This is a genomic window from Burkholderia sp. AU4i, assembly GCF_000466765.1.
GTDB classification, from domain to species: domain Bacteria; phylum Pseudomonadota; class Gammaproteobacteria; order Burkholderiales; family Burkholderiaceae; genus Burkholderia; species Burkholderia cepacia.
This window is the reverse complement of sequence record NZ_ASSI01000128.1, coordinates 43,744-63,353: the sequence shown is the minus strand read 5'-3', so window position 1 is coordinate 63,353 and position 19,610 is coordinate 43,744. Positions and strand designations below refer to the sequence as shown.

The following is a 19,610-nucleotide window of genomic DNA, read 5'->3' as shown; positions in this document are numbered from 1 at the left end:
TGCTCAGCCGGCGAGCCGCTCCCAGACCGACAGGTCCCGAGCAACTCCCAGCATGTCGTTGATGGCATCGACCATGGGGTCGATCTGGTCGTCGTGCATGTGCGTGTCGTCCGCGGTGAACGAGTCACACTCGGCGACGAAGTCGCTCACCCAGTCGGCCTCGGACGGGATTGCGACGTTGCCGGAATCGATATGGCTCACGACATCCATGACGCGCGTCAGCTTGTCCTTCACGCGCTCGATACCCTCGATCGGGATTCCGCCCGCGGCCTGAATGTCCTGGATCAGCCCGGTACCGCTGGACTTGTCCTCGACCTTCATCTGGCGCAGCACCGGCGCGCCCGGGTCGCCGGCGCCGATCGCGTTGTGCTTGTTCCAGAAGTCGATCGCTCGCTGCTTCAGCTCCGGCGCCTTCCACTTTCCGCGGATCAGGTCGATCAGATAAAGACGGTTGTCGTACCCCAGACCCCAGCACTCGAACACGCTGTAGTCGTTGCGCTCGGCGGTCTTCTGCGCGGTGTCCGCGAAGATCTTCCGGTACTGGAGCTGCGGCAGCGCGCCGTAGCGCAGGAACTTGCCGCTCTGGATGATGCCGCCGCCCAGCGGCGACGGCCGCTGCATGTACTGGCCGTTGAACACGTACGCGTCGGCCTTCTCGGACGCGAGCAGCTCGTGCAGCGGTTCCTTGTACGGCCAGTAGCTGTACCTGCCGTCCGCGTCGCGCTCTTCGCGTTCGACGCGGTCGCGGATGTGCGCGGGCAGCTTCGCTACGTACTCGTCCGTAATCAGCGCCGGGATCTCGATGAACTCCCACTCGCCCGGCAGCTTGCGCGCCTTGATGAAGCCCGTCGGGTCTTCCTCCGCGAGCCGCTGCATGATCACGATGATCGGCGTGTCCGGATTCGCCTTCCGGCTCTTCACGGTCGACTGCAGCTTGCGGTTGGCTTTGTCCCGGTTCGTCTTGCTGTATGCGTCCTCGACCTTTAGCGGGTCGTCGATGATGATCGCGCCCTGCCAGCCCTCGGCCATGTGCCCGGCTCGGAAGCCAGTGATCTGCCCACCGAGCGAAACCGCGTACACGCCGCCGGCCTTCTTCCCGTCCACGAGCACGTTCCAGCGCTTCTTCGACTTCGCGTCGTCTGCCACCTTCAGCGGCCAGAGCGCCTGGTACTCATCGGATGCGACGATGTCGCGCGCCGTCTCGCTATTCAACAGCGCGAGGTCGTCCGAGTAGCTGATGTGCAGGAACCGCGCGCGCGGGTTCAGCGCGAGGCCGCGCGCGATCAGGTTGATCGCGACCAGCTCAGTCTTCGACGAGCCCGGCGGCACGTTGATGACGACGTTCTTCAGCGTGCCATCGATCACGCGCTGCACCGTGTCGGCGATCAGCACGTGGTGCCAGTTGACGCGGAACTTGATCGCCTGGCGGTGCTTGAAGAAGTACCGGCTGAAAAACAGGTGATCCCGCTCGCACTTCGCCTTCAGGACGGCCCGCTCGATGGCGGGGTCAATACTCGTCTTCGAGCTTGGCGACGGCGTCTGCGACCTGCTTTTCATCGACGACGACCGTCCTCTGATCGATTGGGGCGCCGTCCTTACCGGTGTGTTCGAGCCGGTGCTTGTTCGTGAATGCGTCCCCTGATTCCTTGGCTGCCTGTTCGAGCAGCTGCGCCATCAGCGGCAAGTTGTTGCGTCGCTCCGCTTCCGCGACGGCACGGTCGAGCGCGCGCAAGCGCACGGCACGGTGCGACACGCCGATGCGCGATGTGTCGTTGAGGAACTCCTCGCGCGTGCGCTCGAAGATCTCGCGGTATTTCTTGCTGAGCGTCGCGCCGGCCCGCTTCGTCGGATCGTAGCGCTCACACTGCTGCGGCGACACCTCGACGCCGAACTCGTCCCGCACGGCCTTCGCGGTGCGCGAGATCGTGTCGAAGCACGCCAGCGACTGCACGATGAACACCTTGATCGCGTCGGGAAGTGCTGCCATAGCGGGAGAAGTTCAGAGAGGGCTATGCGGCGGGTCAGATGTGCGTCCAAGTGCGACGCGCTCGGACATCGCGGATAGTACGGATGGAGACGTCGAATTTCTGCGCCAGCCCGATTTCGCTGCGATCGAGCTGGCGGATCTCACGCACCGCGCACTCGGTCAGCTTCGAGTACCCGTTCTGCTCGCCGACAGCCGAAAGGCCGCCGGCTCGGTACGCGTGAAGCCGATTGCCACTCGCGGTTACCCACTCCAGGTTCGAGATGTGGTTGTTGGCACGGTCGGCATCGATGTGATTCACCTCCGACGCGCCGGCCGGCCGCTCGAGGAACGCTTCGGCGACGATCCGATGAATACGAACCGACTGGCGCTTTCCAGGACGAGATAGATTCACCGACGGGTAGCCGCAAACCAGGAAAGTCGCGAGCACTCGGCCGGCGATACCACTGTTCCTGTTCGTGAGCCGCTTGATCCGCCCGTGATCGCTGATCGCATAGTTCGGCCACTGCGCGATGACACGCCACTGCTCTTCGTTCATGCCGACCTCAACATACATGTCCCGCATGCGCGCGCGATCGATACCGACGAAATCGTCGGGCCAGCGTTCGCGGCTCTGACCATCTTGGCGATAGGTCCGTCGCGATCGCCGACGCCGTATCTCTCCACGATCCCTACGAACTCTTCAACGTCATGTGCCCGGATGCCCAGCTTGGGAAACCCGTCCCTTGTGAAGGCTGGGGCGCCGAACTCATCCGCCTTCTGAGCGATGTGCATCAATTCGTGCTCGATCAGCGCACACCACTGCAGGTCGTTGCACTCGCGCGCGTAGTGCGCGTCGAGCGTGATCAGGAACGCCGGCACGCGACCGAACCATTCGAGGTACTGCTGTTCTTGGCGTGCGCGCTGCCAGCCGCCTGCGCGGATGGCCACCTCTTCACACTGGCCGACGACGCGCCGCATCTGGCGAACGTTCTCGACGGCCGCCCAGAGGTAGGCGACGTCGGCGTCGATCAGGTGCGCGTGATCAGGGTTGCGCAGCGGCGCGCCATCGCGCAAGAGCGTCTCGTTCACCCACTCGGAAACGCCGTCGGCCGGCGCGAGAAAGCGAAACCAGTTCGAACCGTCGAAGAGCCCATCAGGCGGCGCAGGCCGCGGCGCACGCGCCACCTGGGCAACTTCTGTTCGCTTCGAACGAGGCATGTTTATCACGGGCTCTGGTGGTTCAGGCCGTCGGCGTAGAATCGTCGTGCCGGAATTCGCCGGCTCACGCTACGGGAGTTGATTCGATGTCACGTGCAGACGCTAAAAATCGAGCTGTTGAACTCGTAAAGGCCGTTCTCGAAACTGGGATTTTCACTCCGGTATCGCCGTCCGCTTGGCTGAAAGAACCCGAGCAAAATGGGGAAGCGCTTGGCAAGTTGATTGCCGCAGCGGTCAAGACAGCAACGAACGAACTCGAAAACCTGTAACGAAAAAGCCCGCTGGCTTGTCGGCTCAGCGGGCTTTGGTCGCAACTCTGCAATTTGACGAAAATCTATACCCTGTCCGCCACATTTGCAAGGGGAATTTTCGCCGTACCCCTTACGCCTCAACGGCCTCCGCGATCGTCACGTTGTTTCGCTCGAAGAGTGGCGTCAGCCGCTTCACGGCCTGGCGCTCCAGCTCGACGAGCCGCTTCCGGATGATCTGCGCGTTCCGCTCGAGCGTGCGGACCGTGACGTGCGTCTCCTCGGAGATTTCGCGATACGACAACCCATCCTGGCGCAGCCGCACCTGCGAGTGGCCCGCGATCAGCGCCATGATCGCCTTGCCGTTCGTCACGGTTAGCGACGGCCGCAGGTACGTCCGCATCTCGACCAGTGCCCGCTTCCACTCCGCCGACGGCGGGATTCCCGGGTCTGCCGCGCGCGTCGCACTCGCCGGCCGCGCCGGCATGCCGCAGGCGTATCGCAGCCACACCGCGTTGCGCTCCGGCTTGAGCAGGTGGTCGCGCACCGCGCCCACGACCATCGCGCATTGAGCCCGGATTTCGTCACCGCTCAGTCCGTCGAAGTTGATCGTGCCCGACGAGGTGCCGTACAGGTAGTCGAGGAATTCGGCCTGGCGTGCGCTCAGACGGCCGACCGATTCGAGGATCTGGATCAGCGCCAGGCGGAACTGCTGCTTCTGGCGTGGCGGCAGCGACGTCACGAGAAAGCTGACGTGCAGCGCCTGCTGCGTGTTCTCGAAGATGGCGATCACCGGCCACCCCGCGTCATCATCGCAAGCGCCTGGCGCGTATTGAGCTCGGCCATGTAACCCGTCAGGTTGCTCGTGAAGTCCGGCCGGATGCGCGTATCGACGTGCGTGCCCGGCGAGCGGCTCGTGCCCGCGAGCGAGTACATCCGCCCGCGACTCTCCGAATGGCAGTCCAGCCGCGCGAGCGCAACGTCGAGCGCGAGCAACTGGCGCACCGACGAAACGGGATGCTTCATGCGGCGTGCGAGGTCGTGCGCCGAATACCGAACACCGGGCTTCATGGCCGCGATGATGGCGTTGATCGTGAGTTTTCCGTTTGCTTTCAAGGCCCCGCTCCTTATGCTGACTTCAGATTCAATTCGATCGCCTCGATCCGCACGCCCGGCGTGCGCGCGTAGCGCTTCGACACCCAGAGGTCGACGACCTGGCCGTCGTCGACGTACACCACCCCGTTCATGCCGTCCTTCAACGCCTTGACAACGTTGTCGGCGTCCGGCTTCTTCGTCGCGCCGATGGCGCCGGCGGCCGCCTCGCCCTGGCGCTTGTTCGACCAACTCGCCGGGATCGGCAGGCCGATGTGCACGATCAGCCGAATCGGGCCGGCGTACGGCGCGGTGCTGCGCATCGCCGCGCGGGCGGCCATCTTCACGAGGTTCTCGTACCGCTCGGTTTTCTCGGGCGTGTAGGTCGTGACGTGCGCGCCGCGGCGTGCGAACCTCGGACGCCCCTTCGCGAGAGGCGCACCGGGAACGACGAACTCGACGCGCTGCGCGACTGGTGATGCCGCGATGAGAGATTGCTGCGTCATGCCGTCACCTCGCAGGTCAAATCGTCGGTCACCGGCACGCCGCTGATCGGGCGCAGGTTTTCGTCGCGGACTTGCGCGCGACCGTGTGCAGTCCGCCCTTCCCTCGTTTCAACCGCTCCACGGAAAGAAACCACCCACCACGGAGCGCCGCGCGGGCTCACGCACTCCACCTGCATGACCATCCCGTTCTGCTCATGCAGCGGCGAGCCAACCGTGTATGCCAGATCTCCCGGTTTGCATCTCATCGCCCTTCCCCCAGCAATGCGCCGGCCGCGACGGGCCCGGCGGTGTTGCGAAATGCGCGGTTGTGGTCGTCCCACCACGGGCCGTCGCCGGCCGCTTCGAACACGCGCAGCTTGAAATCGAACGGAGGTTCGTCGCGGCCCTGCTCGACGCCGAGCGTGCCGCCGTGATCGACGATGCCGGTCCACGATCGCCACCAATCGCCGACGGTGCACGTGCCTGTCGCGGGCGTCGCGGCGCGCGCGGCGAGGAGATCGCCGAGGATCGTGTCGAGGAATCCGACGTTGAGCGGCTGCTCGGAGCGCTCTCGCTCCCGGCGCTTGCGCCCCGTGGCGACGGCCGCACGCAGGTCGTCGACCGTCACGCCGCGCGCGGGCCAGCTCGCCAACCGCGCGTCATCGGCGGCGAAGCCGACGCCCGACGAGCGAAGGATTTCGACGAAAGCGGCGGCGGCGATCGGCGCGTCTTCGCGCGTTACTGCCTGTGCTGTGCCGCCGCCGCTTGCTGTGTTTACATGTTCTGTTCTGTTCCGCTCCGCTCCTTTAAGAGCGTTTTCCTGGGGAATTCCAGCGGAACCGCTATCGCTTCCGGCGGAAAATTCGGCGCTTCCGCCGGAAGTCTCAATATTTCCTCCGGAACCGTCCGGAATTCCGGAGGAACCAGTATTTCCGCCTTTTGAGCGTCCTCCCGCGCGGGTTCCGACTCGAGCACGTCCAGCAGATCGACCACCACTTCCGGAATCTTCCGCCGGAGCGTGGCCTCCTTCCGTCGGAAGGGCTACCTTCTTCCGCCGGAATTCCACATCGCTTCCGCCGGAAGGAGTGCTAAATTCCTCCGGAAAAAGATCGCGTTCCAGCGGACGACCCAGATCTATCCACGCATCAAGCTCCGGCACCTCCAATGGAGCGAGCCCGCCTTCTGCCCTCGCCTTGTTGCGTTTCCGGATGCGCTCACCGAGCTTCTCGTGTGCGTGCCGGTGCTTCTGGTGCCACGCGTGGTTCACTTTTTCGGCAACGACCGGGTGGTACAGGCGTCCATCGCTGCATTTGATCCAGCCGTGTAGTGCGCCCGCGCGCACGTCGTGCCAGGTTGGGTCGAGCTTGCCCTTGTGCCAGTATCCGGCTCGCTTGGCTAGCCAGTCGTCGTTATCGGGTAGAGATCCGGCCGGCACTTCGTGCCACGAGACACACCAGAGCAGAAGCGCCGACCAGCAGGCCTCTGGTGACTCGTCGTGTACGAGGTCGGAGTTAAGCAACCGCGGAACGTCGAGCGGCATCTCGCGGAAATTGCGCAATTCCGCGTCGGAAGGGGTGAGAGGGAGAGGAAGATTAGACATGCGCCCCCCCGATGAGGAGGACGCACCGAAAATGAACAGTTAGTCGCTTTTGTCCTCGGGCACGACGCTGTTCCACCAGGTCGTATCCTCGAGCTGATGAGAAATCTCGGAAGCCACGGCACGTGCCTGATCTGGCGACAGAAGTATTCTCGATTCTTCGCCAAGTCCATTCACCTGATGGATGACGAGGTAACCACCTTGGCTGATGTATATTTCGGTTTCGTACGATGCCTTCAGCTTGATGCCCATGCGTGCGTTCCTTGCTCGTCGTAGTAGGAAGCCAGGAGTGCGCCATCTGACGAACAGCGACGGCACCACGGTGCGCACCGTGTACCCGACTGGTGGTGAAATCGTAATACATGGCAAGCCTCTGAGCCATGGTGAGAGGATTCGGGAAGTCGTTCATGCTGATTCTCGAGCAATGTGCGGCAGCGGCTCGGCAGCCGATTCGATCGCGACCTGGATGCGCTCCAGCTGCTGACGGAGCCGCTTAACCTCCGAATCGATGCTGACGCGCCGCACGGCTTGCTTGCAGGCGCTGGCGATCTCCCACGCCCCCGCGCCGGCCGGCAGGCCGAGCGCACGCGCGAGCTCGATGCGCGCGCTATCGATCAGCGCTGCGTCCCGCTCCGCATGCTCCTTCGCGCGATCGAGGATCAGTCGCCGCTCGTTTTCTGCCTCCGCGGCCAGGTTCTCAAGCCGCTCGGTGGCCGCCTTCAGTCGGCGCTCCGCATGCAGCTGATCCCGTACGGCATCCGCGACGACGTCGCCAAGGCGCGCGCGAAGCTTCTTTTCGAGCGTCCATTCGTTGCACAGACCCGCGCGCAACTGCTCGTGGTTTTGATCCGCGAGCCGCGCCATGCCGTCGATGATCAGCTTGATCCATGCGTCGCGCGGCAGGTTCTCCATGTTCTTCAGCGTCGGGCCCTTCAGCGACCGCCAGCCGTCCGGGCCGCGTACGATCAGCCCGCAACCGGCCGGAATGTCCTCTTTCTTCAGCAGCCCGGCTGGCGCGGCGAAGATCACGCCGGCGGCGAAGCGCAGGTACGACGTCCACTTGCCGGCCGTCACGTCTCGCCGGAAGTCGGCGACGCTGATCTTGCATTCGTAGGCGACCGGCTGGAAACGCGCGAACGAGCACGGCACGGTGTAGACGTCCGGCCGCGGCGAGCCGGCCGGCCCGAGTTGCATGTCGGTCCATACGAGGCGGTCGGACGCGCCGCGAAGATGCGCGGCGAGATCCTTGGCGAGGTCATCGTGCGCCCAGGTCATGCCGCCTCCAACGCCAATTCAGCGGATGTCGGGCGAATCCCTGCCTCCCAATCGAAAACGCTGTACCAACGCGGGCAGCCGTTCGCCGCAGCCCAGCCGCGCCCCCACTGCCGCGCGAAGCTTGCGAGCGGACCGCGCAGCGGGTTCTCGTGGAACGGGACACCGGCGCGCGCTGCGCGCCAGCCTGCGCGGAACGCCGCGCGCTCGAACAGTTGGGTCAGCACAAGCCGCCCTCCTTCTTGTTGCTGTCGATCGGCGCCGCCTCCGGACGCACGCGCTCGATCATCCAGAGCTGGTCCGGACGGAACGCGAGGTAGTCCTGCGGGGGATCGCGGAAGATGAAAAGGTGCTTTTCCTCGACGATGCCGAGGTAGGTCATGGGGCGCCCGAGCTTGCGGGCGAAGTGCTTGCCGACGTCGCGGTGGCTGAGCGTCAACGTCATGCCGCCGCCTGCCGCTGGCCGAATGCCTGCTGAACGAACTCGCCGATCGCCTGCTGGCTGAGCCGACGGTATTCCTCGATCGCCTTGCGCTCCTGGATGGCGAGCCACTGCCGCGGGTAGTCACAGCCCGTGAACATGCAGAACAGGTGCAGCTTCGTCGCCGGGAACGGACGGCGGCCGGCGACCAGGTCGGCGAAGTGCGGATAGTGGATCCCGCAGTTCAGCGCGAGCGTCTTCCGGTCGAAGCGACGCAGGCCCAGCTCGAGCGCGCGCGTCAGGCAGTCCTCGAAGCTCATCGCCTCGACCTCCCCGTCCGGCAGCGTCGCGGCCTGTACCCACGGCGCGAACATCCTGAATTCGGTCTGGTTCATACGAAAAATCAATCGTTACCCAGTTGATTACCCACTTGCTTACCCAGTTGGCGCCGGGGCGAAATAAAGGCCAGGACAACACCTGGCCAACTGCAAAAGATGCGAACCACCGCTATGCGAGAATCGAAGCTCTCTACTTCCTCAACCACCACACAACGGGGTTCGCATGACCGACAAAATCGAGTCGCTCGTAATCGAGGTCGACACACTCACATCCGTAGGCGAGTACACCTTCGCGGTGCTGCCTCGAACGGAGGACTGGATCGAGATCGCCCACGCAGACGATTCGGCGACGATGTACCGAGTGGTCAAAGTTGTGCATCCTGCGAACGGCGACTTTCCCGACATTTACGTACTGCGTCTTGGAGACAATCACGAAGCGCTGGATCGCCTTGCTTGGCAACAAGCCGCGCACGAATAATTCGTTGCACGAGCTCGACGTCTTCGTTGCCGAACAGCACAACTGCGAGCAGTCGACGCCCGGCCATCGATGCCGACAAACGAATGACATCGAGGTCCTTCGTGACGGCGAATCCTTCCGGCTTCGCGTCCTCAGGAAGGTTGATCGGCTTCCCAACGGCGTTGAGTGCGTTCGGCTCCGCGCTTTCGGGATGCAGCCGTTTATGGAACGCATTCAGGTCCGCGACGGCTGCCTCCGCGAACCGCCGGCACTTCTCGCGCTCGACGCTCGGGCGCGATGGCCAACGCGTCGACGGCTTCTGCGCAGCGCGAACCGGCTTGAACACTCGGGTTTTCTTCACTTCCCCTCCTTCGGCTCATTGCACCGCTCGGCATGAAGTTCCATGACACGGCTTGCGATTGCGTACGACACGCGCGTGCCGCGCGCGCCTCTTAGGAGTGCCGAAATCAGCGACTGCGAGCACGGAACCAGCCCGGCTAGCTGCGATTGGGTGAGTCCCGAGTCCAAGAGGTCGGCGACGGCTTTTTGAATGTCCATGCCCCAGTATCACATTTGTGTTTTCAATGGTCAACACAAATCGAATGGGGCGTTCTATTACGATTGTGATATGTACACCCTAGCCGACAGACTTAAATGGGCGCGACTTCGCGCCGGCCTATCCCAGGAGCAACTTGGCGATAAGGCAGGCGTATCCCAATCAACAATTGGGAATCTGGAAGCCGGCACGCGCAATAGCGCAAGGCGGCTACCTCAGATCGCCGACATTCTCGGCGTCAATGCCCTTTGGCTCGCCGAGGGCGAAGGCAAGCCGACTCCAGATGCCGATACTGAAGCAAGCTACGACTCCTCAGTCAGTTCGGCGAGCGGGCCAGCAAAAACTTTGATCGACGCCATTCTCAGGGCTGACAAAGCCGGGGAATCTAGCCAGACGTTCGAGCTGATGCTTCGGATGCTTCCTGGCTCGGATAAGCTTGGCGCCGGCGACTAGCCTCGAACGCCGGTAACACCGCGATCTCGGGCGACAGCGGCTCGAGCGACGAGTCGCGAAATCCATACCGTGATGTGACGACTGGCTCCCGGCCCGATAACGTCACACCCAGCACCGCCCCACCCAACAGGCAGACGGCCCAGCGGCCGTGTTCTTGCCGCCACCTCTCGACAACGACGATCTGATCGATCAATGCTGGGTTGGTCGAATGAACCACCCTTGCCAAATCCCCGGGCCTGCATCGCAGGCGCTGCTCAGTTTCTTCTTTCATCGGCCGCCCTCGTCTTCGCCAGCACCACAATACTGTATATATGTACAGTAGTTTAGCCCCAGATTCGGGGAACATTCAACTGGTGTAAACAGTTCGTGCCGAAGATCAGCGTTTAGCAACAGTCGGCACCCCAATCACAATTTCTCGGTCAAAATCACATTTGTGTTGACACATCGAAAACACGTATGTGATTATCACTCCAACGCAGCACACAACGCGCTGCGCCACCGCCCAGGCGGATCGCTCTCTAACAATCGAAGGTATGCCGGGACCGCACACGCGGAGCAACCGGCCGGCGCGATCAGCGTCGTGAGTCAGGACAGGCGCAGCGTGCTAGGCCGATGTTTGGCTACCGCTTGCAGGCTTGAACGAACCTGATGCAAGACAGCGAAGCACGACGTGATCGAACGCGTTGTATTCGACACAAACCCATGGCGACCCAGAGCCTGCGCGGCAGGGAGTAGCTGGGCGCCATGGAGAGCTTTACCGATTGAGCTCGCATGGCCGAGATCAGTCGATAAATCTCTTCGGGAGTATTTATGGAATTGGAAGGTCCCTGCATTGATCACGGCCGCCGGGGCTATGGATGGGGATATGCGCGGGCATATCGAAAAGGAAAGCCTATCGGCCTTCACATCCTCGTTCTGATGCAAGCCACAGGCGAAGAGCGAAACGGCCGATTCGCGCTGCACTGGTGCGATAACCCCCGATGCATCAACCCCAAGCACCTTCATTGGGGAACTCATCAAGACAACATGCGCGAGCGCAACGAACGGGGTCGCGCCAGAGGTGGGCGGCTACCTGGAGAGTTGTGTGGAAAGGCAAAGTTGACCAACGCTCAGGTAGCAGAAATCAAAGCCATCTATGCATCGGGCGATGTGCTGCAAAAGGACTTGGCGAAAAAATACAGCGTCTCGACAGCTCAAATTTGCCGAATTCTAAAAGGCAAAGCGCGTCAGTGGGGATAGTTGTAATCGGCACAAACCTCGCGCGGCCCGGAGCCGGCACGGCCGGGAGTAGCCGGGCGCGCGAGTGATGCAGTTCTGACCGGTGGCGGTTCGTTCTCCGAGGCGCCACCGGTGAGAGCTGCAGCAGCAAGCGCAATTCGCCGTTTCACACCTCAATTTACTTAGTAGTTCTTCCGATCTGGAGTCTTCATGAACATGCCCACCCCCACCGCTGCAACGATTCCCCAGCTCGCTGAAGGCGAGATCTACGTCGGCGTCGTCGCCAACACCGCCGGAGAGCTGCATCACGTCATTCTGCTGCCGGGCGACAACGACGACGCCAGCTGGCAGGCGCAGATGGAATGGGCGCAGTCGATCGGCGGCGACCTGCCGACGCGTGTCGAAATGCTCTTCCTGCTGGAAAACCATCGCGGCGAGTTCGAGCGCGACGCGTACTGGACGTGCCAGCCGGACACCGATCCGGGCTACTCCGGCTGGGCGTGGTACCAGGACTTCCTCACTGGCCACCAGGACGGCTACCGCCAGAACGGCGAGTTGCGCGCCCGCGCCGTCCGCAGATTGCCCATTTAACCCTTCATCGATTTCAACTGCTTGGAGGGTGCGATGCATCTGAACAGTTCCACCGGCGGAAATGTCCGCACCCTCCCGGCACGGAAGGATGCGAGCGCCGATCGCCAACAAGCAGCGGCCGACGATGCGGCGCTGGCGCGCGACGAGCGCAATGAAGAAATCGCCGAGCACGTCACGTTCGACAAGCTCGAGATCTCGACGACTGACTGCGCGGTGATCGACGCCGCGTTGGCGCGCGGCCACATCGAGGATGTGTACGCGGTGTGGGGAATCCTCGTCGCCGCGCGCGCTGCCGAGATAGCGCGCCGCATCGCGGCCGCCGACCTCGCTGCTGTAGCACCGCGCTTCGCCATGACGACCTGCTCGTCGTGCGGCGCCGAGCTTGGCCCGGGCAATGCTGGCATCAGCCACTGCAGCGACCACGGCGCGCCGGTGCTGCGCCTTCTGCGCGGAGCGTGACATGGGCCGCGTCGTCGTGGGCGTCCTCGCCCTCCTGATCTTCTGGCTCGTCGTCGAAATCGCCCTCGCTCTCAAGCACTGGAACGACGACGAGCACCACCGCGGCTGAGCCGCAACAACCACACCGAGAGACCACATGGGACAGACCAACCACACGTTGGGGTCATGGGAAGCGTGCGAGCCCGGCGACTACCTCGACTACGACGGCAACTGCATCGTCGTGCTCGGCGATGACGTTCGCATCTGCATCGTGCTCGGCACCAGCGACGAATCGAAGGCGAACGCGAAGTTGTGCGCGGCGTCGCCCGACCTCGTGACGGCGCTGCGCCTCGTCGCATCGAAGACCGTGCTCACGTCCGGCATCCGCGCCGTTGTCGACGCCGCGCTCGGGAAGGCGGGTATCTCGGCGCCGATGCCGGATTCCCTTCGCCACGTGCGCATCTGCGGGGAGAACCTGTGATGCGCGCCCTTTCGATCTATCGCCCGGCGGCCGACAACTCGCTCCTGCGCACCGCCTCGCGCGCGCCGCGCATGCGCCGTGCTGCCGAGGCCGGCATGTGGATGGTCGCCTACGGCTGCGCGATCGCGGGCCTCTGGTACGGCTCGCTGCTCGCCGGCCCCTACCTGCGGAGCCTCGGATGACGCTGATCGACCACGCCTGCGCGGCGCTCGATCGGCTGTACGAGCGTCATCCCGTCCGCGCTATCGCGCTGATGATCGTCATCGCCTTCATGTGCATGCTCGCGATCGCAGCGCTCAACCAGGACGGCACGTCCGTCGTTTCCATTCCTGTGAGAACCGCATGAACCCGTCCGTCTACACCGTCCGCGCGTCCAGCTGGGGCGCTCTTTTCGACTGCGCCTACCGCTGGGAAGGCATCCACCTCCTGAACCTGCGCAACGTCGTCGGCCTGCGCGCCGCGCTCGGCACCGCGATCCACGCAGGCACAGCCGTGTTCGACCAGGCACGTCTCGATGGCTCGGGCCTGACCGTCGACGACGCGGCCGGAGCGTTCGTTGACAAGCTGCGTGACCCGGAAAACGAGTTCGACCCGGAGCGCGACGATCTCAGCATGTCGGACGCCGAGCGCATCGGCCTGTCGCTGACGACGAAATACTGCCTCGAGGTCGCGCCGCGCTACAACTTCATCGCCGTCGAGATGGAGACGAAGCCGCTCGAGATCGACTGCGGCGGCGGCATCGTCGTGCGCCTCACCGGCACCATGGACCGCGCGCGCGTGCGTCGCACGTCGGCCGGCGTCGGCATCGCCGACCTGAAGAGCGGATCGTCGGCCGTCCAGAAAGGCGCGGCCGTCACGAAGGGGCACGGGCCGCAGATCGGCACATACGAGCTGCTGTACGAGCACACGACTGGCGACGAGATCCGCGACACCTCCGAAATCATCGGTCTGAAGACGAAGGGCACGCCGGAGGTCGCAACCGCGCCGATCGCGAATTCGAAGCGCGTGATGGTAGGCACCGAGGAAACGCCCGGGCTGATCCAGTTCGCCGCTGACATGTTCCGGTCCGGCCGCTTCTATCCCAACCCGAAATCGCTGCTGTGCGACAAGAAATACTGCCCGCGTCACAGCACCTGCCAGTTCCACGACTAACTCGCGAGACCTCCATGTCCACGCCTACCACCCTGGAAGCTATCCGCAATCCCGCGCCGCGCGAGGCATCGCTGCCGCCTGTCCGCGCGGGCTTCTTCGACCTCCAAGGATTCGAGCTGCTGCAGCGCGTCGCCAAGGCATTCGCGTCGTCGTCGCTGGTCCCGGCGCACTACCAGAACAACGTCGCGAACTGCATGATCGCGCTGAATCTCGCACGCCGCCTCGGCGCCGACGAGTTGATGGTCATGCAGAACCTGTACATCGTCCACGGCAACCCCGGATGGTCGAGCAAGTTCCTGATCGCCAGCGTGAACACGTGCGGCCGATTCGAGACGCTTCGCTACGAGTGGCGCGGTACCGAAGGCAGCGACGATTTCGGCTGCCGGGCATGGACGATCGAGAAGTCGACCGGCGAGCGCCTGAACGGTACGTGGATCGACTGGAAGATGGTCAAGGCTGAAGGCTGGAACAAGAAGAACGGCAGCAAGTGGCTCACGATGCCCGACCAGATGTTCGTGTATCGGTCGGCTGCGTTCTGGCAGCGTGCCTACGCCCCCGAGATCAGCATGGGTCTCTCGTCCCAAGAAGAGCTGATCGACACCGTCGAAGTGCGCGCTGACGGTTCGGTCGCCGTGACCAGCACGCTCGAGGAGCTGCGCGCCGGCCGCGCGCAGCCGGCCGAAGAAGTCCCGCGCGGCGCTGAGCCGGCGCAGACCGGGCCCGCAGCAGAATCCCGCCAAGCCGGCACGCCGCTGGCGGCAACCCAGGCCAATCCGGTCGACGACCAAGACGGTCCAGCTGACGACGGCAACCAGGGTCAAGGCGGTTTCGACTTCGACGTCGCCGGCCTGGTGCGCGGCATCCGCGAGGACATCGAGTCCGCCGCAACGGCCGAGGATCTCGACCTCGCGCGCAGCGCGATCGCCGGCGTGCCGGACGAGTCCGCGAAGGCAGACCTGAACGCGGCGGCATCAGCGCGCATGCGCGCCATCACAGCGGCCGCTGAACAGGGGCAGCAACAGCCGCGCGCCGGTGCCGCTCGCCGCACGCGCGCGCCGATCAGCGCCGACTAACTGGAACCTGACATGAAGATCACCGACATCTACGTCTCGAAAGTGCTCGGGATCCACGCCGCAGACCTGCGGTTGTCGAAGCCCGTCGCACTCTTCGCCGGCCCGAATGGTGCTGGCAAAAGCAGCCTGCAGGAAGCTGTGCGCATGGCGCTCACCGGCGACACCGTGCGCGTCGCACTCAAGAAGGAATACGGATCGCTCGTCACGGAGGGTTCGGAGGCCGGCCAGATCGTGGTCGCGTGCGGCGAGCAGGCGAACAGCGTCATGCTTCCCGCTGGGAAGATCAAACGCGAGATCGCCGAGGATCAGCGTTTGCCGCTCGTTCTCGACGCGCAACGGTTCGCGCAGCTCGGCGCGGCCGAGCGCCGCGCGTTTCTGTACGATCTGATGGGCGTGAAGATCGGCCCGGACGAAATGCGCCGCCGGCTGCTCGCGAGGCTCAACCTGAAACCGGACGCACTGCCGCCGGCCGCCGCCGCACGCCTCGAAGCGATCACGCCGATGCTGCGCGCGGGCTTCGAAGGTGCGCAAAAAGACGCGGCTGACCGTGCACGCGGCGCGAAGCAGGCGTGGCGCGCGACGACCGGCGAAACATACGGCAGCCAGAAGGCGGCAACCTGGCGCCCGGCTGCCGTCAGCTTCGATGCGGCGGCGTTGCGCAGGCTCGAAGGTGATCGCGCCTCGCTCGACGGCGAAGTCGGTGAGCTGCAGCGCCAGATCGGCGCGGCCGAGGCCGGCGAATCAGCCGCGCGCGCCCGCGCATCGAGGATCGCTGCGTTGCGCGAGAAGGCATCCGGCTATGCGAAGGCAGCCGAGCTGGCGCAGCTCGCTGACGACCAAGTCACCGAGTTCCTGCCGAAGGTCGAAGCACTACGCGTGCGCGCCGGCGCCGCGCCGTCTGGCGTCGAGTGCACGTGTCCGGATTGCGGCACGCTGCTGCGCTTCCTGCACGGCGCGCTCACTGCGGCGGCCGCGGCCGGCGCGCGCGACGAGGAAGCCGTCGCCAAGCTGCCCGAGTACGAGCACAGCCTGACCATGCTGCAGAACGCCGCGCGCAACCGGCGCGCTGAGCTGGAAGCGACCGACGCTGCGGCCAAGCAGCTGAAGGAGCTCGAAAACGAAGCGGGCGCAGATGACGCGCCGGCACCGAGCGACGCGATCGACGCCGCGCGCAGCGAGCTCGGCACGCTGATGCAGCGCCGCAAGCAACTCGACGCGGACATCGCGGCCGCACGCGACGCTGAGCGCCGCGCCGCCGCAGTCGAGGAAACCGCGCGCAAGGCTGCCGCGCTGCACGACGACGTCGCGGCATGGGAGGCCATCGCCGACGCGCTGGCGCCGAACGGCATCCCGGCCGACCTGCTGCGCGAGGCACTGACGCCGATGAATGAGCGCCTGACAGCGCTCGCCGAGCTGTCCGAGTGGGCCGACGTGACGATCACGCCCGAGATGGAGGTCCTCGCCGACGGCCGCACGTACGCTCTGCTGTCCGAATCGGAACGCTGGCGTGTCGACGCGCACATCGCCGCGGCGATCAGCCACTTCTCGGGTCTGAAGCTGCTCGTGCTTGATCGTGCTGACGTCCTGGTCGGGCCGGAGCGCGACCGGCTGCTCTACTGGCTCGATGATCTCGCCTACACCGGCCAGATCGACACGGCGCTCGTGTTCATGAGCCTGAAGACGGCTCCGGCCGGCCTGCCGGGCGGCATCGAAGCATTCTGGGTCGAGGATGGACAGGTCGGCGCTCCCGCGCCGCGCGCCGTACGGGAGGCAGCCGCCGAACCCTCCCCCTACCGCGACGCGAAGTCCCGCGCCGCCAACGACAACGACTGAGGTATCCCGTGACCGAATTCGGCAATTCCCTGATCTACGACATCGAGATCGCCAAGGCGATCTTGGGGCGCGGCGAAGAGCGCATCGACGGCATCCAATACTGCGACGGCTGGCACGACCATGCTGGCATGGGGATCAGCGTCATCGGCGCGTACGACTACGCCGAGGCACGCTACCGCGTGTTCTGCGCGGACAACATCGTCGAGTTCCTCGAGCTGTGCGATGCACGGGCACCGCTCGTCTCGTTCAACGGCATCAGCTTCGACGACAAGGTCATCAATGCCTACGCCGAGACGGCCATCCACGGCTCTGTCGCGATGCCTCGTGAGCCGTTCCGTTACGACCTGCTCGCAGAGATCTGGCGCGCGGCCGGCCTCGATCCGACGTTCGGCGGTAACTCGCATACCGGCTACGGCCTCGACGCGACGTGCGAGGTCAACTTCGGGATCCGCAAGTCGGGCAACGGCGCGCATGCGCCGATTGCCTGGCAGCAGGGCCGCGTCGGCGAGGTCATCGACTACTGCCTCAACGACATCCGCATCACGAAGCGCCTGTTCGACCACGCGGTCGTGCTCGGCGAGCCGATTGTGCTCGCGAAGACCGGTGCGTCGGTGCGCCTCCGCACGCTCGACCAGGTCGAACGCACCTACCTCGGCTGATCACCCACATACCACCAGGAGCACACCACGATGATGAAGTCCTACACGTCGACGCTCGTCGACATCCGCGGCGGCATGCTCGTCGAGGAAGCCACGGCGCAGCTCAACCAGCTCGTCTCCCTCGTCCGCGACACCGGCAAGGCCGGGAAGATCAGCGTCACGATCGAGATCAAGCCGTTCGCCAAGGTCGCCGACGCGCTCGAGGTGTCCGGCGAGGTGTCGACGACGCTGCCGAAGGAGAAGCGCGCCGCCGAGGTCTTCTTCCCCACCGTCGAGAACAACCTGTCGCGCAACAGCGAGCGACAGCCTGATCTGCCCGGCATCCAGCTGGCCGGCACCGGCACCGACCGGTAATCGCAGCACCCACCACACCTACAGGAGATACACATGCTTGAGCATGACGCCCCCGATATCAGCGCCGCCCTCAACGCCGGTACCGCGCTCGCCGGCGCACAGAAGTCGCCGCTCGCGGACGGTACGCCGTTCGTTGTCGTGCCGAATGGCTACGAAGTCCAGCCGCTGACCGACCGCGACTCGTTCCCGCACCGCCCGAAGGGCATCGTGAAGGTGCGCGACGCCGCCAGTTTCATCGCCTACTTCAACCGGCAGAAGATGGCGAACAGCCTGATCTACGCGTCGCTCGACCCGGCTCAGGTGCTCGGCGTGATCGACGATCACTTCCAGGCTTCGGAATCGCAGGACAACGGCGGCGCCAACTGGCGCGAATACCGCGTGCAGTTCGCCGTGCCAGCGTCGCGCGAGTGGCGCGTGTGGAACGAAGTGAACCGCAAGCAGATGACGCAGCTGTCGTTCGCCGAGTTCATCGAAGACAACCTGCCGGACATCATCACCCCGTCGGGCAGCGACATGCTGTCGATCGCGCTGAACTTCGAAGCCAGCAAGGGCGGCAACTTCGTGTCGGCGACGCGCCTGCAGGATGGCAGCGTCGATTTCGTGTGGCGCGAGGACGTGAACGCGACCGGCAACAAGGTGAAGATGCCGACCGAAATCGCGCTCGAGCTGCCCGTATTCGAGAACGGCGCGAAGTACCCGCTCTCTGCTCGCCTGAAGTACCGCGTGAAGGACGGCGGCCTGACGATCTGGTACGAGCTGGTGCGGCCGCACAAGGTGCTCGAAGACGCGTTCCGTGCGATCTGGTCGGACATCGAAGCGCAGACCGAAACGAAGATCCTGCTCGGCTCCCCCGAATAACCGCTTTCCCTGTGGCCTGCCGCGCGCGCCCTCGTAGCGCGCGGCACTTCCGGGGCGGATGTCTCGCCCCGCTTTTTTCCACCGGCTTCAACGGTGGGTGCTCGGTGTGACGGGTGGGCGCCGTCACAAGCCAACGTCTGCAGCGCCGGCACTTCATGCTACCCCGCTGCCATATGCGAGCCGAGCACCCACCCTTGTAGCTTTCCGCACGTGTGAGGACCTCATGACGGAAGACATCGAAACCTTCCTAAGCACTGTCGCCGAGGCGACAGCCAAGACCGTCGCGACCGGTATAGGCCTGCCGCACCTAGACGTCGTGAAGGCGATCAACAAGATGCACGCGAGCGGCCAGGTCGAACGGGAGAAGCGCGCGGGCGGCGGCAACGAATACGTGTACTGGCTGTCGCGCGGAGAACCGCCGCAGCCGCAGGTCGAGCAAGCACTGCCAGCGGCCACGTCGGCGGCCACGGCCGCCACGAATCTGCCGGCCATCGTGGTCCGCTCGGCCGACTCTGCGCGCGCGATCGCCGAGTTACGTGCCGACGTCGAGCGCCTCACCGCCGAGCGCGACGCCGCGCTGCGGAAGGCCGACACCTGGCGCGCGAACGCGGCAACGCTCGAAGCGCGCATCGACGAGCTCACGCTCGGCCCGGTCGGCGCTGGCGCGCCGCTGTTCGTCACCGTCGGCCGCAACTGCAAGCCGCAGCGCCACGAATCGCTCGAGAAGGCCCAGCGCCGCGGCCGCGCCCTCGTGCGCAGCGAAAAGGAATCCGAGGTGCTCGTGCTCGAACCGGTCGGACGGATCGTGCGCGGCACGGAGTGGATGCCCCGATAACTACAGGACCACACC

29 protein-coding genes are annotated in these 19,610 nt (G+C 64.7%); 15 read left to right on the top strand and 14 right to left on the bottom strand.

Going from position 1 to position 19,610, the window contains the following annotated elements; all coding sequences use genetic code 11:
- Positions 1-3: 3 nt before the first annotated feature.
- The 4 genes from terL to L810_RS27650 are packed head-to-tail and all read right to left on the bottom strand — an operon-like array spanning position 4 to position 3,184.
- Positions 4-1,557, bottom strand: coding sequence for a phage terminase large subunit (gene terL / locus L810_RS27665; RefSeq protein ID WP_021161606.1), 1,554 nt, complete (start codon positions 1,555-1,557; stop codon positions 4-6).
- Positions 1,508-1,987: a DUF2280 domain-containing protein gene (locus L810_RS27660; protein WP_021161605.1), complete on the bottom strand. Its 480-nt coding sequence runs from the start codon at positions 1,985-1,987 to the stop codon at positions 1,508-1,510. The genes terL and L810_RS27660 overlap by 50 nt, the downstream gene beginning before the upstream one ends.
- 34 nt (positions 1,988-2,021) lie before the next feature.
- A complete protein-coding gene (locus L810_RS27655) occupies positions 2,022-2,522 on the bottom strand; it encodes an HNH endonuclease (RefSeq protein WP_042976456.1) in 501 nt (166 codons plus the stop codon).
- A complete protein-coding gene (locus tag L810_RS27650) occupies positions 2,519-3,184 on the bottom strand; it encodes a putative metallopeptidase (protein ID WP_042976454.1) in 666 nt (221 codons plus the stop codon). Before L810_RS27650 ends, L810_RS27655 begins: the two co-directional genes overlap by 4 nt.
- A gap of 86 nt (positions 3,185-3,270) precedes the next feature.
- Between L810_RS27650 and L810_RS47570 the strand changes: the two genes are divergently transcribed.
- Positions 3,271-3,453: a hypothetical protein gene (locus L810_RS47570; RefSeq protein WP_125333156.1), complete on the top strand. Its 183-nt coding sequence runs from the start codon at positions 3,271-3,273 to the stop codon at positions 3,451-3,453.
- Positions 3,454-3,565: 112 nt separating this feature from the next.
- On the opposite strand, the gene L810_RS44130 is transcribed toward L810_RS47570, so the two are convergent.
- The 10 genes from L810_RS44130 to L810_RS47560 all read right to left on the bottom strand — a co-directional run bounded on the left by L810_RS44130 (position 3,566) and on the right by L810_RS47560 (position 9,455).
- The gene (locus tag L810_RS44130) at positions 3,566-4,225 is read right to left on the bottom strand and encodes a hypothetical protein (protein WP_021161602.1); all 660 of its coding nucleotides are present in this window, start codon (positions 4,223-4,225) and stop codon (positions 3,566-3,568) included.
- Complete coding sequence (locus L810_RS27640) at positions 4,222-4,548, bottom strand: hypothetical protein (RefSeq protein WP_021161601.1); 327 nt, start codon at positions 4,546-4,548, stop codon at positions 4,222-4,224. The genes L810_RS44130 and L810_RS27640 overlap by 4 nt, the downstream gene beginning before the upstream one ends.
- 11 nt (positions 4,549-4,559) lie before the next feature.
- On the bottom strand, positions 4,560-5,030 hold the full coding sequence (locus L810_RS27635; RefSeq protein ID WP_021161600.1) for a RusA family crossover junction endodeoxyribonuclease: 471 nt from the start codon (positions 5,028-5,030) through the stop codon (positions 4,560-4,562).
- Positions 5,031-5,271: 241 nt separating this feature from the next.
- Positions 5,272-6,609, bottom strand: coding sequence for a hypothetical protein (locus tag L810_RS49265; RefSeq protein ID WP_257008996.1), 1,338 nt, complete (start codon positions 6,607-6,609; stop codon positions 5,272-5,274).
- 39 nt (positions 6,610-6,648) lie between these two features.
- On the bottom strand, positions 6,649-6,858 hold the full coding sequence (locus tag L810_RS27620; protein ID WP_021161598.1) for a hypothetical protein: 210 nt from the start codon (positions 6,856-6,858) through the stop codon (positions 6,649-6,651).
- Between the two features lie 153 nt (positions 6,859-7,011).
- Complete coding sequence (locus tag L810_RS27615; RefSeq protein WP_021161597.1) at positions 7,012-7,881, bottom strand: hypothetical protein; 870 nt, start codon at positions 7,879-7,881, stop codon at positions 7,012-7,014.
- Entirely contained in the window at positions 7,878-8,105 is a 228-nt protein-coding gene (locus L810_RS27610) for a hypothetical protein (RefSeq protein ID WP_021161596.1), read from the bottom strand. The genes L810_RS27615 and L810_RS27610 overlap by 4 nt, the downstream gene beginning before the upstream one ends.
- Positions 8,099-8,323, bottom strand: a complete 225-nt coding sequence (locus tag L810_RS27605; RefSeq protein ID WP_021161595.1) for a hypothetical protein — start codon at positions 8,321-8,323, stop codon at positions 8,099-8,101. The genes L810_RS27610 and L810_RS27605 overlap by 7 nt, the downstream gene beginning before the upstream one ends.
- Positions 8,320-8,694: a hypothetical protein gene (locus L810_RS27600; RefSeq protein WP_021161594.1), complete on the bottom strand. Its 375-nt coding sequence runs from the start codon at positions 8,692-8,694 to the stop codon at positions 8,320-8,322. The genes L810_RS27605 and L810_RS27600 overlap by 4 nt, the downstream gene beginning before the upstream one ends.
- 308 nt (positions 8,695-9,002) lie before the next feature.
- Positions 9,003-9,455: a hypothetical protein gene (locus tag L810_RS47560; RefSeq protein WP_021161593.1), complete on the bottom strand. Its 453-nt coding sequence runs from the start codon at positions 9,453-9,455 to the stop codon at positions 9,003-9,005.
- 189 nt (positions 9,456-9,644) lie between these two features.
- Between L810_RS47560 and L810_RS27585 the strand changes: the two genes are divergently transcribed.
- The 14 genes from L810_RS27585 to L810_RS27520 all read left to right on the top strand — a co-directional run bounded on the left by L810_RS27585 (position 9,645) and on the right by L810_RS27520 (position 19,595).
- Positions 9,645-10,103: a helix-turn-helix domain-containing protein gene (locus L810_RS27585; protein ID WP_257008995.1), complete on the top strand. Its 459-nt coding sequence runs from the start codon at positions 9,645-9,647 to the stop codon at positions 10,101-10,103.
- An 810-nt stretch (positions 10,104-10,913) separates the two neighbouring features.
- Positions 10,914-11,342: an HNH endonuclease gene (locus L810_RS45735; protein WP_081712912.1), complete on the top strand. Its 429-nt coding sequence runs from the start codon at positions 10,914-10,916 to the stop codon at positions 11,340-11,342.
- Between the two features lie 189 nt (positions 11,343-11,531).
- Entirely contained in the window at positions 11,532-11,912 is a 381-nt protein-coding gene (locus L810_RS27575; protein ID WP_021161592.1) for a DUF1566 domain-containing protein, read from the top strand.
- 33 nt (positions 11,913-11,945) lie between these two features.
- A complete protein-coding gene (locus tag L810_RS27570) occupies positions 11,946-12,371 on the top strand; it encodes a hypothetical protein (RefSeq protein WP_021161591.1) in 426 nt (141 codons plus the stop codon).
- 136 nt (positions 12,372-12,507) lie between these two features.
- Positions 12,508-12,831 (top strand): hypothetical protein, encoded by a 324-nt coding sequence (locus L810_RS27565; RefSeq protein ID WP_021161590.1) that lies wholly within the window; start codon positions 12,508-12,510, stop codon positions 12,829-12,831.
- Entirely contained in the window at positions 12,831-13,013 is a 183-nt protein-coding gene (locus tag L810_RS27560; protein ID WP_021161589.1) for a hypothetical protein, read from the top strand. Before L810_RS27565 ends, L810_RS27560 begins: the two co-directional genes overlap by 1 nt.
- Positions 13,010-13,177 carry a hypothetical protein gene (locus L810_RS48515; RefSeq protein ID WP_021161588.1) on the top strand — a complete coding sequence of 56 codons (168 nt, stop codon included), beginning with the start codon at positions 13,010-13,012 and terminating at the stop codon, positions 13,175-13,177. Before L810_RS27560 ends, L810_RS48515 begins: the two co-directional genes overlap by 4 nt.
- Positions 13,174-13,983, top strand: coding sequence for a RecB family exonuclease (locus L810_RS27550; RefSeq protein WP_021161587.1), 810 nt, complete (start codon positions 13,174-13,176; stop codon positions 13,981-13,983). Before L810_RS48515 ends, L810_RS27550 begins: the two co-directional genes overlap by 4 nt.
- A gap of 14 nt (positions 13,984-13,997) precedes the next feature.
- Positions 13,998-15,056, top strand: a complete 1,059-nt coding sequence (locus L810_RS27545) for a hypothetical protein (RefSeq protein WP_021161586.1) — start codon at positions 13,998-14,000, stop codon at positions 15,054-15,056.
- Between the two features lie 12 nt (positions 15,057-15,068).
- On the top strand, positions 15,069-16,889 hold the full coding sequence (locus tag L810_RS27540) for an AAA family ATPase (RefSeq protein ID WP_021161585.1): 1,821 nt from the start codon (positions 15,069-15,071) through the stop codon (positions 16,887-16,889).
- Between the two features lie 8 nt (positions 16,890-16,897).
- A complete protein-coding gene (locus L810_RS27535) occupies positions 16,898-17,548 on the top strand; it encodes a ribonuclease H-like domain-containing protein (RefSeq protein WP_021161584.1) in 651 nt (216 codons plus the stop codon).
- Positions 17,549-17,578: 30 nt separating this feature from the next.
- The gene (locus tag L810_RS27530; protein ID WP_021161583.1) at positions 17,579-17,902 is read left to right on the top strand and encodes a hypothetical protein; all 324 of its coding nucleotides are present in this window, start codon (positions 17,579-17,581) and stop codon (positions 17,900-17,902) included.
- Positions 17,903-17,935: 33 nt separating this feature from the next.
- Positions 17,936-18,760: a DUF2303 family protein gene (locus tag L810_RS27525; RefSeq protein ID WP_021161582.1), complete on the top strand. Its 825-nt coding sequence runs from the start codon at positions 17,936-17,938 to the stop codon at positions 18,758-18,760.
- Between the two features lie 223 nt (positions 18,761-18,983).
- Positions 18,984-19,595 carry a hypothetical protein gene (locus L810_RS27520; RefSeq protein WP_021161581.1) on the top strand — a complete coding sequence of 204 codons (612 nt, stop codon included), beginning with the start codon at positions 18,984-18,986 and terminating at the stop codon, positions 19,593-19,595.
- Positions 19,596-19,610: the final 15 nt, after the last annotated feature.